Source organism: Pseudomonas sp. BF-B-26, from assembly GCF_019956495.1.
Taxonomy (GTDB): domain Bacteria; phylum Pseudomonadota; class Gammaproteobacteria; order Pseudomonadales; family Pseudomonadaceae; genus Aquipseudomonas.
The window spans coordinates 75,509-88,891 of the sequence record NZ_JAHBDP010000022.1; the positions used below are offsets into that span (position 1 = coordinate 75,509).

11 protein-coding genes and 1 riboswitch are annotated in these 13,383 nt (G+C 59.9%); of the genes, 1 reads left to right on the top strand and 10 read right to left on the bottom strand.

What is annotated here, in order from left to right:
• Positions 1 to 117: 117 nt before the first annotated feature.
• The 8 genes from parC to KGB03_RS01955 all read right to left on the bottom strand — a co-directional run bounded on the left by parC (position 118) and on the right by KGB03_RS01955 (position 8,649).
• Positions 118 to 2,385, bottom strand: coding sequence for a DNA topoisomerase IV subunit A (gene parC, locus KGB03_RS01920; protein ID WP_008153344.1), 2,268 nt, complete (start codon positions 2,383 to 2,385; stop codon positions 118 to 120).
• 7 nt (positions 2,386 to 2,392) lie between these two features.
• Positions 2,393 to 2,917, bottom strand: a complete 525-nt coding sequence (locus KGB03_RS01925) for a TIGR02281 family clan AA aspartic protease (RefSeq protein WP_223526101.1) — start codon at positions 2,915 to 2,917, stop codon at positions 2,393 to 2,395.
• The gene (locus KGB03_RS01930; RefSeq protein ID WP_223526104.1) at positions 2,914 to 3,903 is read right to left on the bottom strand and encodes an esterase-like activity of phytase family protein; all 990 of its coding nucleotides are present in this window, start codon (positions 3,901 to 3,903) and stop codon (positions 2,914 to 2,916) included. The genes KGB03_RS01925 and KGB03_RS01930 overlap by 4 nt, the downstream gene beginning before the upstream one ends.
• A complete protein-coding gene (gene parE, locus KGB03_RS01935) occupies positions 3,903 to 5,807 on the bottom strand; it encodes a DNA topoisomerase IV subunit B (RefSeq protein ID WP_223526107.1) in 1,905 nt (634 codons plus the stop codon). Before parE ends, KGB03_RS01930 begins: the two co-directional genes overlap by 1 nt.
• A gap of 54 nt (positions 5,808 to 5,861) precedes the next feature.
• Complete coding sequence (locus tag KGB03_RS01940; RefSeq protein ID WP_046056736.1) at positions 5,862 to 6,470, bottom strand: YqiA/YcfP family alpha/beta fold hydrolase; 609 nt, start codon at positions 6,468 to 6,470, stop codon at positions 5,862 to 5,864.
• Between the two features lie 204 nt (positions 6,471 to 6,674).
• Complete coding sequence (cpdA, locus tag KGB03_RS01945; protein WP_223526109.1) at positions 6,675 to 7,490, bottom strand: 3',5'-cyclic-AMP phosphodiesterase; 816 nt, start codon at positions 7,488 to 7,490, stop codon at positions 6,675 to 6,677.
• 98 nt (positions 7,491 to 7,588) lie between these two features.
• Positions 7,589 to 8,041 (bottom strand): DUF1249 domain-containing protein, encoded by a 453-nt coding sequence (locus KGB03_RS01950; RefSeq protein WP_008153350.1) that lies wholly within the window; start codon positions 8,039 to 8,041, stop codon positions 7,589 to 7,591.
• Positions 8,032 to 8,649: an NUDIX domain-containing protein gene (locus tag KGB03_RS01955; RefSeq protein ID WP_192409965.1), complete on the bottom strand. Its 618-nt coding sequence runs from the start codon at positions 8,647 to 8,649 to the stop codon at positions 8,032 to 8,034. The genes KGB03_RS01950 and KGB03_RS01955 overlap by 10 nt, the downstream gene beginning before the upstream one ends.
• Positions 8,650 to 8,879: 230 nt before the next feature.
• Here KGB03_RS01955 and KGB03_RS01960 point away from each other — a divergent pair, with 230 nt between their 5' ends.
• A complete protein-coding gene (locus KGB03_RS01960; RefSeq protein WP_223526112.1) occupies positions 8,880 to 9,626 on the top strand; it encodes an RsiV family protein in 747 nt (248 codons plus the stop codon).
• Here the strand turns inward: KGB03_RS01960 and cytX are convergent.
• Positions 9,595 to 10,887, bottom strand: a complete 1,293-nt coding sequence (gene cytX / locus KGB03_RS01965; RefSeq protein ID WP_223526119.1) for a putative hydroxymethylpyrimidine transporter CytX — start codon at positions 10,885 to 10,887, stop codon at positions 9,595 to 9,597. The genes KGB03_RS01960 and cytX overlap by 32 nt on opposite strands.
• A 187-nt stretch (positions 10,888 to 11,074) precedes the next feature.
• Positions 11,075 to 12,964, bottom strand: a complete 1,890-nt coding sequence (gene thiC / locus KGB03_RS01970) for a phosphomethylpyrimidine synthase ThiC (RefSeq protein ID WP_218536947.1) — start codon at positions 12,962 to 12,964, stop codon at positions 11,075 to 11,077.
• A gap of 165 nt (positions 12,965 to 13,129) precedes the next feature.
• A riboswitch (TPP riboswitch) is annotated at positions 13,130 to 13,235 on the bottom strand.
• Positions 13,236 to 13,383: the final 148 nt, after the last annotated feature.

Genomic DNA, 13,383 nt, shown 5'->3' on the forward strand with positions numbered 1-13,383 from the left:
AGAACGCTCGGCCACGCCGGCGCTTGAAAGGCCATATCATCCGTGAATATGCGTTCCGACTCCAGCGCCAAAGCGTCGATCTACGCGTTAAATCGTAGATCGAGCGCTCTAGGACGCCTAATTGAGGTTTTCGACGAGCAGCGCATCTACCCTCTGAAAGCCACGTGGCAATTTGTTCCCACGACGTCCACGCTCACCTTTGTAGTGTTCGAGGTCGTCCGCTTTTAGTGACAAGGTACGTTTTCCGGCCTGCAGCACCAATGTGGCGCCATCCGGCAGAACGGCGATGTCCGTGACATATTCTTCCCGGCTGGCAACACGCTCGCCGGAAATCCCGATGATCTTATTACCTTTACCTTTACCTAATTGTGGCAGATCGCTGATTTTGAAGATCAGCAGGCGACCTTCGGTGGTCACCGAGGCCAGCCAGTTTTGCTCACGATCAGCCACCGGACGCGGCAGAATCACCTTGGCGTTGTTCGGCAGACTCAACAGCGCCTTACCCGCCTTGTTCTTGGCTTGCAGGTCCTCACCTTTTACCACGAAACCGTAACCGGCGTCGGACGCAATTACATACAGCGAATCGTCTTCCGGCATCAGCACGCATTCGAAGCTCGCCCCTGGCGGCGGCGTCAGACGACCGGTCAGCGGTTCGCCCTGGCCTCGGGCCGATGGCAGCGTGTGCGCGGCCACCGAATAGCTGCGACCGGTGGAATCGATAAACACCGCAAACTGGTTGGAGCGTCCGGGCGCCAAGGCCTTGAAACCATCCCCGGCCTTGTAGGAAAGCCCGGTGGCGTCGATTTCGTGGCCCTTGGCGGAACGAACCCAGCCTTTTTCCGACAGGACGACGGTCACTTTCTCGTTCGGCAGCAGATCGTGCTCGGTCAGGGCCTTGGCTTCGGCGCGCTCGACGATTGGCGAGCGACGGTCGTCGCCGTAGGTTTCGGCGTCCTTGATCAGCTCGGTGCGCACCAGTTTTTTCAGCTTGGCTTCGCTGCTCAGCAGGGCTTGCAGCTTGGCCTGCTCCTTGAGCAGTTCATCCTGCTCGGCACGCAGCTTCATTTCTTCCAGTCGCGCCAACTGACGCAAACGGGTGTCGAGGATGTAGTCGGCCTGGATTTCGCTCAGGGCGAAACGTGCGATCAGCGCGGCTTTCGGGTGCTCCTCGGTGCGGATGATGTGGATCACTTCATCCAGGTTGAGGTAGGCGATCAACAAACCGTCCAACAGGTGCAGGCGACGCTCAACCTTGTCGAGGCGGAATTGCAGGCGACGACGCACGGTCTGAACCCGGAATTCCAGCCACTCGACCAACAACGCGCGCAGATTTTTCAACTGCGGCTTGCCGTCCAGACCGATGATGTTGATGTTGACCCGGTAGCTCGACTCCAGCTCGGTGCTGGCGAACAGGTGGGTCATCAATGCATCGTGGTCAAAGTTTTTGCGTGCGCCCGGAATAATCACGATCCGACACGGGTTTTCGTGGTCGGATTCGTCTCGCAAGTCAGCGATCTGCGGGGCTTTCGACGGTTTGGCCTGCATCATGGCCGCGATCTGTTCCAGCACTTTGGCGCCAGACACCTGATGCGGCAGCGCCGTGACGATGATGTCGCCGTCTTCGATGTGGTACACGGCGCGCATGCGCACCGAGCCCTTGCCGGTTTCGTACATTTTCAGCAGGTCGGCGCGCGGCGTGATGATTTCCGCTTCGGTCGGGTAATCCGGGCCCTGGATGTGTTCGCAGAGCTGTTCGACCGTGGCTTTGGGCTCATCGAGCAAACGCACGCACGCCGTGGCGACTTCGCGCAGGTTGTGCGGCGGTACGTCGGTGGCCATGCCCACCGCGATGCCGGTGGTGCCGTTGAGCAGGATGTTCGGCAAACGCGCCGGCAACACCAGCGGCTCGTCGAGGGTGCCGTCGAAGTTCGGCCCCCAGTCCGCAGTGCCCTGGCCCAGTTCGCTGAGCAGCACTTCGGAATAACGCGACAGCCGCGCTTCGGTGTAACGCATGGCGGCGAAGGACTTGGGATCATCCGGCGCACCCCAGTTACCCTGGCCGTCGACCAGCGTGTAGCGATAGCTGAACGGCTGAGCCATCAGGACCATGGCTTCGTAGCAGGCCGAGTCGCCGTGCGGGTGGAATTTACCAAGCACGTCACCGACGGTACGCGCCGATTTCTTGTGCTTGGAATCGGCGTCCAGCCCCAACTCGCTCATCGCGTAGATGATGCGCCGCTGTACCGGTTTCAGGCCGTCGCCGATATGCGGCAAGGCACGGTCCATGATCACGTACATGGAGTAGTTGAGGTAGGCATTTTCGGTGAAGTCAGCCAGTGACCGGCGTTCTACACCGTCCAGGCTGAGATCAAGGGAGTCGCTCATGCGGGCCTCATCGGTTCGTTGTCTGGCGCAGCAGCATGGTGCCACCGCGCTGGGTAAATTCAAGTTTGTTCAGCGCGCTCATACCGAGCAGCACTTGCTTGCCATCCAGGCCTGGCACGACGAGGGCGCGCACATCACGCAGCACAATGTCGCCCAGTTGCAGCCGGTCGATGCGGGTTCGGTAACCCTGGGTTCGACCGTTGGCTGTGCTCAGGGTCACCCCGAAGCCTTTTTCCAGTTTCAGCCGTTCGGCCAATTCCGCCGGGATCGACACGTCGGTCGCCCCGGTATCGAGCATGAAATCCACCGGCTGGCCGTTGATCTGGCCGCTGGCGACGAAGTGACCCTGTGTGTTGCTGGCCAGTTTCACTTCGATAAAACCTTCGCCCTGCTCAGAGCTGATGACGGTGTTGGGGTTCTGCTGACGCGCCTCCCTCTGACCGAAAAACCGCGTCGCCAGAAACAGCGCCGCGCACCAGGCCAACACCATAAATACCCGACCGGCGCGTTTACCCGGCGTTTGCTGGCTCACGGCTTGGCGCTCCAGCCGCCTTCAGGCGCGGCAAAGCGCCAAACGATCGGACGTTCCTCGCCATCGGCACGGGCATCGTTGTTGTTGTCGGTGCCAATCCACGCGCCCTCGGCGTCAACAATCAACGCTTCGGTCAGGCCGTAAGGATTTGAATAGCGGCGATGCGCCTGCAAGGCTTCATCGGCAAACGACCAGCAGCGCTCGACCTTGGCCGTCACCGGATCACGGCGGCAGATCTGGTAAGCGTTGCGCTCAAGGGTAAACAGCTTGCCGTTGAACAGCGACAGGTCGGAAAAGTCTCTGGACACTGCTTTGGCTTGGGGAAACTGCGCCGGCTGCATTTCTTTCCCGGCTTCGCTCAGCAACACACAGCCACCATCGCAATCCCATACCGTCTGTTTGCGCTTGATCAACAACAAGCCACGGCTTTGACGCTCGGCGGCGAGCCACAATTGATCGCCCGCCGGATTGATCGCCAGGCCCTCGAACAACGCATTGAAGTGCAGCAGCATGCCGCTGGCCCGGGCTTCGCGAATCAGCATCGGCGAGATCTTCAGCCAGGACGATGGCCCAACGGGCGGCACTTGCAGAATCGCCGCATGGGATTCGCTGACGATATAGCGGTTACCGGCGCTGTCGCAGGTGATGCCTTCAAAATCCAGATCCCCGCCACGGACAAACGACGCCAGCCAGGTCCGCGAACGCAGGCCCCAGGGCAAACCGCTGTCTGGCACCGGCGGCACGCCGATGCCCACGGTTTCGGCTTGCCATACCCTGTCGCGGGTATCGAGCCGGTAAATCTGATCGTCGTCGCGATCCGACACCGTCCACATATCCTTGCCGCACTGGGCCAACCCTGACAGGTTGCCGCCGCGCATACCGTCAACGGGATGCTCGGACAACAGGCGCAGTTCCGGCACCGGTTCGGCAAACACCGAAACCGAGGTCAGAAGTAACGCACACGCCAGGGCAAAGCCAACCCGCATCAGCCAAGAACCTCGGCCAGATTGCCTTTGGATTCCAGCCAGGATTTGCGGTCACCGGCGCGTTTCTTCGCCAGCAGCATGTCCATCATTTCCGAGGTCGCTTCAAAATCGTCCAGCGTCAGCTGCACCAGACGCCGAGTGTTCGGGTCCATGGTGGTTTCGCGCAGCTGCGGCGGGTTCATTTCACCCAGACCTTTGAATCGTGTGACCTGCGGCTTGCCGCGTTTCTTCTCGGCCACCAGACGATCGAGGATGCCATCGCGCTCGGCTTCGTCCAGGGCGTAGTAAATCTCTTTGCCCAGGTCGATACGGTACAACGGCGGCATCGCGACGTAGACGTGACCGGCATCCACCAACGGGCGGAAATGCTGGACGAACAACGCGCACAGCAACGTGGCGATGTGCAGACCGTCGGAGTCGGCGTCGGCGAGGATGCAGATCTTGCCGTAACGCAGCTGAGCGATGTCCGCCGAGCCCGGATCGACACCGATGGCCACGGCGATGTTGTGCACTTCCTGGCTGGCCAGCACTTCGCTGCCATCGACTTCCCAGGTGTTCAGAATCTTGCCGCGCAACGGCAGGATCGCCTGAAATTCCTTGTCTCGCGCCTGCTTGGCCGAACCGCCGGCGGAATCACCTTCCACCAGGAACAGCTCGGAACGCATCGGGTCCTGCCCGGCGCAGTCGGCGAGTTTGCCCGGCAGTGCCGGCCCCGCCGTGATGCGCTTGCGCTCGACCTTTTTGCTGGCCTTCAGACGACGGCCGGCATTGTTGATCGCCAGTTCCGCCAGCAACAGGCCGGTTTCCGGGTTGGCGTTGAGCCACAGGCTGAACGCGTCCTTGACCACACCGGAAACGAATGCCGCCGCTTCACGGGACGACAGACGCTCTTTAGTCTGGCCGGAGAATTGCGGCTCTTGCATCTTCATCGACAGCACGAAAGCGATGCGTTCCCAGACGTCTTCCGGCGCCAGCTTCACGCCGCGTGGCAGCAGGCTGCGGAATTCGCAGAACTCACGCATCGCATCGAGCAAGCCCTGACGCAGCCCGTTGACGTGGGTACCGCCCTGCGCCGTCGGGATCAGGTTGACGTAGCTTTCCTGAACGCTGTCGCCACCTTCCGGCAACCACAGCAGCGCCCAATCGACCGCTTCTTTGTTACCGGCCAGGCTGCCGCAGAACGGTTCGTCCGGCAGGCGTTCGAATTCGCTGACCGCGTCCACCAGATAGGAGCGCAGGCCGTCTTCGTAATGCCATTCGACTTTCTCGCCGGTGGCCTTGTCTTCAAAACTGACCAGCAGCCCCGGGCACAGAACGGCCTTGGCCTTGAGCACGTGCTTGAGGCGGCTGATGGAGAATTTCGGCGAATCGAAGTATTTCGGGTCCGGCGCGAAGAATACGCTGGTACCGGTGTTGCGCTTGCCGACGGTACCGATGATTTCCAGCTCGGTTTTCTTGTAACCGTCGGCGAAAGTCATCTGGTATTCGTTGCCGTCACGCTTTACGCGCACCCGGACTTCGTTCGACAAGGCGTTGACCACAGAAATACCTACCCCGTGCAGACCGCCGGAGAACTGGTAGTTCTTGTTGGAAAACTTGCCGCCCGCATGGAGCTTGGTGAGGATCAGCTCGACGCCCGACACCCCTTCTTCGGCGTGGATATCCACCGGCATGCCACGGCCGTCATCGCTGACTTCCAGGGAGTGATCGGCGTGCAGGATGACCTGCACCGAGGTCGCGTGCCCGGCCAAGGCTTCGTCGACGCTGTTGTCGATGACTTCCTGGGCGAGGTGGTTCGGCCGACTGGTGTCGGTGTACATGCCGGGGCGTTTGCGCACCGGGTCGAGGCCCGAGAGGACTTCGATGGCGTCTGCGTTATAAGAGCTAGCGCTGGGAGTGGCCATGGGGTCTCGTCGTCCGCCTGTAAAAAGAGTGTTCTGTGAAAAAGAGGTGACGACTCACAGTGCAGTGAAATCAATCGCCTGATACAAATCTGCGCCGATGCCGGCAAAACTCAACATTGCCGGCAATTGCGCGGCAAAACCCTGGAAGCTATGGTCGCCGCCGGCCTGGATGCGCAAGGCACAGGCCCGGTAATACTGCTGGGCGAGGCGGTAGTCCAGCGTTTCATCGCCGGTCTGCAACCACACCTGATACCGCTGCGGGTCCTGGGGCGCCGGCACTTCCAGCTCGGCCAGGGCCGTCACGTGGTCGTGGGTCAATTCCCAGGCCTCATCGGTATACAGGTTTTTCTGCGTCCCCAGATACCCGTCGAACATCCGGTGCGGACTGACGGCAGGGTTGATCAACAGGGCCTTGAGGCCATGGCGCTCGGCCAGGTGAGTCGCATAGTAGCCGCCGAGTGAGCTGCCGACCAGCAGTGGCCGCCCAAGCTCCTCAATCGCCTTGTTTAGCTGACCGATGGCCTCACGCGGATGGTGATGCAAGGCCGGGACGCGCAACTGATCGCTCAAGCCCAGACGTTCCATTACTTGTACCAACTGCGTGGCCTTTTTAGACGAAGGCGCGCTGTTGAAACCGTGAATATAAAGGATCGAACCAGACATTTGAGCTCCCTGTGCGTCGGGTAAAGAGGCGCAGTTTACAGGGTGTCGGGGGAATCGGGGACATCCGCAGAAATGAGGGTGTCTGTGCCGACGTCTTCGCGAGCAAGCCCGCTCCCACATTGGATCTGTGTCGTTCACAAATCCCCTGTGGGAGCGGGCTTGCTCGCGAAAGCCGCGACTCGGTCCTGCTGAATGACAAAAAAGTCAGTAGCCGTTGGAGCCGTAATCCACCTGGAAGTCGAAGCCGGTGACACGTTCCACGCCGGTTTCCAACTGGCCATCCGGCAACAGTCGCAACCACCGATACCCCGGTGCCTGATCACTGACCTTGAAATCATCACTGCCCGGTTCGAACTGAATACACGTCGAAGGCGAGGCGATCAGCCGGACGCCATTGCGATCCTGGTCGATCTCCTGATGCACATGCCCCCATAAAACAGCGCGCACCTGCGGAAACCGATCCAGCACGGCAAACAAAGCGTCTGGATTGCGCAATCCAATGGGTTCCATCCACGCACAGCCAATCGACACTGGATGATGGTGAAAACACACCAGATGATGCCGCTCCGGCGCCTCACTCAACGAGCGGGCCAGCAACTGTAGCTGCTCATCCTGCAAATACCCCGGCACCGAACCCGGTACGGCTGAATCGAGCAACGTGACGCGCCAGTTACCGATATCCACCACCGGCTCCAGCAAGGCACTCTGCACGGCAGCCTCAGCCATGATCTGCGGCTCATCATGATTGCCGGGAATCCAGCGCGCTGGCGCATCGAGTTGCCGCGTCAGGTCGCGAAACAGTTGATAGGACTCCAGCGTTCCGTCCTGAGAAAGATCACCGCTGGCAATGATAAGGTCGATCTGCGGCTGCTGAAGCCGCACCAGCTCAATGACTTTTTGCAGGCTGTCACGGGTATTCATGCCCAACAACGTCCCGTCCGCCTCGGCAAACAGATGACTGTCGGACAGTTGCACCAGCAACGCCGAATCGGCGGTGGTCAATGTGGATACGCTCGGCAAGGCGTTCTCCCAGGGCTGAATCACGGGATGGATGAGTGCCGCAATTATGCTGGGGGATGATCAAAAGGGGAAACCTGTGAAGCTGACGCAGTTCACATCTATCGAACGACGGCGTACTCGTGTCCGCAGGCCAGGCAATGGCTCAGCCATTCACCCAGGAACATATTCAGCTGGGCCTTTTCGTCCGGCTGATGCATTGAGGCATTCGGGTAAGGATAGATGCCGCGAAAGCGTCGTGCATGTTCGGCGCTGACGACTTCGGCCATGCACGCGTCGTGATAGACCTGAACTTCCAGTTGCGGCACCGGCAGCCACGGCAGGCTGTGTTCCTGGCGCACTTGCAAGGTTGTGGTGTACGGACAGACTTGAAGGACTTCGAGGGCCAGCACGCCGAGCATCTGGTCGCCGTGGGTCACGGCAATGCGCCGCGCCTCCGGCTCGTTGCGCATGTCCGGCAGCAGTCGCATCAGGCGCGCGTAGTTGGCCTCGCAGGAGGCTTGCAGCCCCACGAGGTCGACCCTGTAGCGATCGCGCAGTTTGTTTACGACCATAACCCCCTCACTTCAACGCGGTTCAAAGCTAACCATTGCAAGGCAATGATGCTGGCCGCGTTGGCAATTCGTCCGTCGCGTACGGCCTGCAGGGCATCTTCGAACGCCCAGACCGTGACGCGGATATCTTCTGCTTCTTCCTCCAGCCCATGCAGGCCGCCGACGCCGGTGCTGTCGCAACGACCCAGGTACAAGTGCACAAATTCATTGCTGCCGCCCGGCGATGGAAAATATTGGGTCATCGGCCAGAGCGCCCCGAACACAAGCCCAGCTTCCTCCTGCGCTTCGCGGTGAGCAACTTCTTCCGGCACTTCATCCTTGTCGATCAGACCGGCGACCAGTTCGATCAGCCATGGATTGTCGGTTTTGCCCACAGCGCCGACGCGAAACTGCTCGATCAACACCACTTCATCGCGCTGCGGATCGTACGGCAGCACGCACACCGCATCGTGGCGAACGAACACTTCACGATTGATCTCGCGACTCATGCCACCGGCAAACAATTCGTGGCGCAAGTGCACACGATCGAGCTTGTAAAAGCCCTCATAGCACTTTTCGCGCCGAACGATATCAATGGCGGTCGGTATGGCGTTGGCAAAATCAGTCATGACAATCCTCGTTTACTGCAAATCCGTTATGAGGCTCCTTGTTTGTTACTTGCAACCTCGACTTCGCGCCATCCTAACGCGCCCGCGACCTTTGATGCAGCCCCTTTCCAGTCAGCGGGATAGACGGTGAGGGCGAAACCAACTCTAATTAGCTTAGTGGCGAACTGACTGCTTCGTTGATAGTCGAAGCGGATAACTTTTTGCCTTTCCCTGTTTTATGAAGGACGCCCATGTCGCTTTTTAAAATCGCCTCCGTGGCTGCAATCGCCCTGACCCTGGGCGCCTGCCAGAGTTTGTTCCAACCCAACTACCGGACGCCGCTGGAAACTACCCGCGATGCATCCGAACAGCTGAAACCGGGTTGCACAACAGCTGACTGCCCGCTGGTGAACATCGATACGCTGCACTTCCCTGCCGAACCGCAGTTGGACGGCATCGTCGAAAAACGCCTGCTGCAATTGACCCGCACCTCGCCCGACGCCCCGGTGGCGCCGACGCTGGCAGCGTATCGCGAGCAATTTTTGAGCAGTGCCGGCCCGCGTAACAGCAGCTACCTGCAAGCCAAGGTACGTGAGCAGCATGACGGCTTGGTGATCGTCGAATTTTCCAGCTACCTGGACACCGGCGGCGCCCATGGCACGCCGGGCCGCAGTTTCATCAACTATTCGCGCCAGCAACACAAAGTGCTGACGCTGTCGGACATGTTGGTGCCGGGGCAGGAAGAGGCGTTCTGGAAAGCCGCGCAGGTGGCGCACAACAGTTGGCTGATCAGCACCAAACTCGATCAGGAGCCAGAGTTCGTGAAGAGCTGGCCCTTCGTCAAAACCCAAAACGTTGCGCTGACGTACGGCGGGGTGATCCTCAAGTACGAAGTGAGCTCCATCGCACCTTACGCGCTGGGTCACGTCGAACTGAAGATCCCTTACCCTCGCCTGAACGGCATTCTCAAGCCCGAGCTGTTTCCTGGCCGTAACTGAAGGCCCGACCCAGTACGAGTTGCAGCAGCCCTGCCAGAATCAGTGACGGCAGGGTTGCGCCGATGTCCGGGTACAGATTAGCCAGCAAATGATAGGTGCTTACCCCGCCCAACCAGGCGAGCAACGCCGGCCAGCGCAATGCGGCTGACGCAACGCGAGCACTGCGTTTGCGCAGGATGAAGTGATCCACCAGCACCACGCCGAACAGCGGCGCAAACACCGAACCGATCAACAGCAGGAAGTTCTGATACTGGGCCAGCGGCGCCAGGCACGCGATCAGCGTGCAGATCACGCCGATGGCCAGCGCCAGATGCTCGACCTTCATGCGCAGCAGAATTCCGCTGGAAACGGCCGCCGAGTGAATGTCGGCGAAGGCATTTTCCGACTCGTCCAACAGGATCAGCAGCAGCGGAATCCCCAGACCCGCACCCGCCAATGCCAACAGCAAGGCATTCACTTCACCGCTCGGCGCAAACGCCAGGGTATAGGCCACGCCCAGGCTCATCAGCCAGAAGTTGCCAACAAAGAAACCCACTGCCGTGCCGCCAAACACATTTTTCGCACGCTTGCCGAAACGCGAGTAGTCGGCAATCAGCGGCAACCACGAAAGCGGCATGGCGATGGCAATGTCGAAGCCCACGGCGAACGGCATCGAACCATCACCGGCCTGCGCCCATAACGCAGCCAGATCGGCTTTGGCGAACAGGTTCCAGGTCAGCCAGATGCACGCGGCCAGCAGCAACCAGATGCCCCACTTGCGCAGGATCTGACGGACGAACGTCAGCGGACCACTGACGGCCAGCAAGGTCGCCAAACCGCCAAAGAACACAGTCCACAGCAGTGGATTCGACAGCAGGCTGCCTTCGCTGAACGCCCGCGCGCCGAGCAGGCTGGCGGCGTCACGCATGACGATGATTTCGAACGAGCCCCAACCAATCAGTTGCAGCAGGTTCAGCACGGCCGGCAGGCTCGCGCCTTTTGCACCGAGGCTGAGTTTGAGCGCGGCCATCGACGACAGACCCGTGTCGCTGCCGATCACGCCGACCGCCGCCAGCAAAAGAACACCGACCAGCGTGCCAAGGAAGATGGCCAACAACGAGCCGGACAGGCCCAGACCTGGCGCGAGCAGAGCGCCGGTCTGCAGGACCATCAGGCCGATGCCGAGGGAGAACCACAAGGAAAACAGATCGCGGCCGCCGAAGACACGTTTGTCTGTGGGCACCGCAATATCAGGGGAATACGTGCTGGGTTGAATGCTCAAGGGTGTTATCTCAGAGGGATAAGTGTGTCATTGAGATATTCGGTGCCTGGTCTGACGCCTTCGCGAGCAAGCCCGCTCCCACATTGGATCTCCTGCGAACACAAATCTTGTGTACGACTGAGATCCAATGTGGGAGCGGGCTTGCTCGCGAAGACGGCAGCACAGACGCCGTCAATCACAGGTCAGATCAAACCTTCTTGTACAGCTGACTGCCTTCCTGTTTGAACCGCTCGGCCTGTTCCGCCAATCCCTGGGCGACTTCGGCATCAACGGTTTCGATGCGCTGGTTGGCCGCGTATTCGCGGACTTCCTGGGTGATCTTCATCGAACAGAATTTCGGCCCGCACATGGAGCAGAAGTGCGCGACCTTGGCCGAATCCTTCGGCAGGGTCTCATCGTGATACGAACGAGCCGTGTCCGGATCGAGGCCCAGGTTGAACTGGTCTTCCCAACGGAATTCGAAACGCGCCTTGCTCAAGGCATTGTCGCGGATCTGCGCGCCCGGATGCCCTTTTGCCAGATCGGCGGCATGCGCGGCGATCTTGTAGGTGATGATCCCGGTCTTCACGTCATCCTTGTTCGGCAGACCCAAGTGTTCCTTGGGCGTCACGTAGCAGAGCATTGCGCAACCGAACCAGCCGATCATCGCCGCGCCGATACCCGAGGTAATGTGGTCGTAGCCTGGTGCGATGTCCGTGGTCAGCGGGCCGAGGGTGTAGAACGGCGCCTCGTCGCAGCATTCCAGCTGCTTGTCCATGTTCTCTTTGATCAACTGCATCGGCACGTGGCCCGGGCCTTCGATCATGCATTGCACGTCGTGTTTCCACGCGATCTTGGTCAGCTCGCCGAGGGTTTCCAGCTCACCGAATTGCGCCGCATCGTTGGCGTCGGCAATCGAGCCCGGACGCAGGCCATCGCCCAGCGAGAAGCTGACGTCGTAGGCCTTCATGATTTCGCAGATGTCTTCGAAATGGGTGTAGAGGAAGTTTTCTTTGTGGTGCGCCAGGCACCACTTGGCCATGATCGAACCGCCACGGGACACAATGCCGGTCACGCGCTTGGCGGTCAGCGGCACGTAGCGCAACAGTACTCCGGCGTGGATGGTGAAGTAGTCGACGCCCTGCTCGGCCTGTTCGATCAGCGTGTCGCGGAACAGCTCCCAGGTCAGGTCTTCTGCGGCGCCGCCGACTTTTTCCAGGGCCTGATAAATCGGCACGGTACCGATCGGCACCGGCGAGTTACGGATGATCCACTCGCGGGTTTCGTGAATGTGTTTGCCGGTGGACAGGTCCATGACCGTGTCCGAACCCCAGCGAATGCCCCAGGTCAGTTTCGCCACTTCTTCTTCGATGGACGAACCCAAAGCGCTGTTGCCGATGTTGCCGTTGATCTTCACCAGGAAGTTACGGCCGATGATCATCGGTTCCAGTTCGGTGTGGTTGATGTTGGCCGGAATGATCGCGCGACCGCGGGCGATCTCTTCACGGACGAATTCGGGGGTGATGATTTTCGGCACGCTGGCGCCAAAGCTGTAACCGGCGTGTTGCTGGTCCAGCAGGCCAGCGGCGCGGGCCACTTCAAGCTTCATGTTTTCGCGGATGGCGACGTATTCCATCTCGGCGGTGATGATGCCTTTGCGGGCGTAGTGCATCTGGCTGACGTTGGCACCGGCCTTGGCACGGCGCGGGTTGTTCACGTGGGCGAAACGCAGCTTGGTCAGCTCCGCATCGGCGAGGCGCTCCTGACCGAAGCTGGAACTCAGACCTGGCAGGCGCTCGGTGTCGCCACGGGATTCGATCCACGGCGAACGTACATCGGCGAGACCTTTGCGCACGTCGATGATGACGTTGGGGTCGGTGTACGGGCCCGAAGTGTCGTACACAACGACCGGCGCGTTGACCTCACCGCCGAAGTCGGTCGGGGTCACATCAAGGCTGATTTCGCGCATCGGCACGAGGATGTCCGGGCGAGAGCCCTGAACATAGATTTTTTGCGAGCGGGTAAACGGCTGAACCGATTGCTGATCGACCTTGGCCGAGTCACTCAAGTTGGTTGCGATTTTTGATTTTGTAGTCATCACGGGCTCTCCAGACACACATCCAGGCAGTGGATTTTTTGTCGGAGCGAACCTGTAACGAATGGACGCACGAGCGCTGGGAAAACCAGCTGTGCTGTGCTCAGTGCTCGAGGGGTGTTCGATTGTCGAACAACATCCCGGACGAAGCACAAGAGGACTCGCCGGGTGACGAGAAATCTTGTTCCCTACGCAGGCGCTAACCTGATCAGGTTCAACGGGATCCGAAATTATTCGATCTCAGCCTCATAGCAAGGCACCCCGACAAGAACCCGGTCAGTCTAGACACAACCGGCAAAGAACGCCAACACCGCAGTAAACACCATGATGAATGGCGCAATTACAGGATTGTTGCGGCCGTTGCGCACAACTACACTCGCTACGCCATACCGCACCTTGACGCTGTATGAGCCGCGCCGTAG

Coding starts and splice junctions, on each gene's coding strand:
- KGB03_RS01940 (WP_046056736.1), bottom strand. CDS start 6,470: ATGTCTGGTTCGATCCTTTATATTCACGGTTTCAACAGCGCGCCTTCG.
- parC (WP_008153344.1), bottom strand. CDS start 2,385: ATGAGCGACTCCCTTGATCTCAGCCTGGACGGTGTAGAACGCCGGTCA.
- KGB03_RS01930 (WP_223526104.1), bottom strand. CDS start 3,903: ATGCGGGTTGGCTTTGCCCTGGCGTGTGCGTTACTTCTGACCTCGGTT.
- thiC (WP_218536947.1), bottom strand. CDS start 12,964: ATGACTACAAAATCAAAAATCGCAACCAACTTGAGTGACTCGGCCAAG.
- parE (WP_223526107.1), bottom strand. CDS start 5,807: ATGGCCACTCCCAGCGCTAGCTCTTATAACGCAGACGCCATCGAAGTC.
- KGB03_RS01955 (WP_192409965.1), bottom strand. CDS start 8,649: ATGACTGATTTTGCCAACGCCATACCGACCGCCATTGATATCGTTCGG.
- KGB03_RS01950 (WP_008153350.1), bottom strand. CDS start 8,041: ATGGTCGTAAACAAACTGCGCGATCGCTACAGGGTCGACCTCGTGGGG.
- KGB03_RS01960 (WP_223526112.1), top strand. CDS start 8,880: ATGTCGCTTTTTAAAATCGCCTCCGTGGCTGCAATCGCCCTGACCCTG.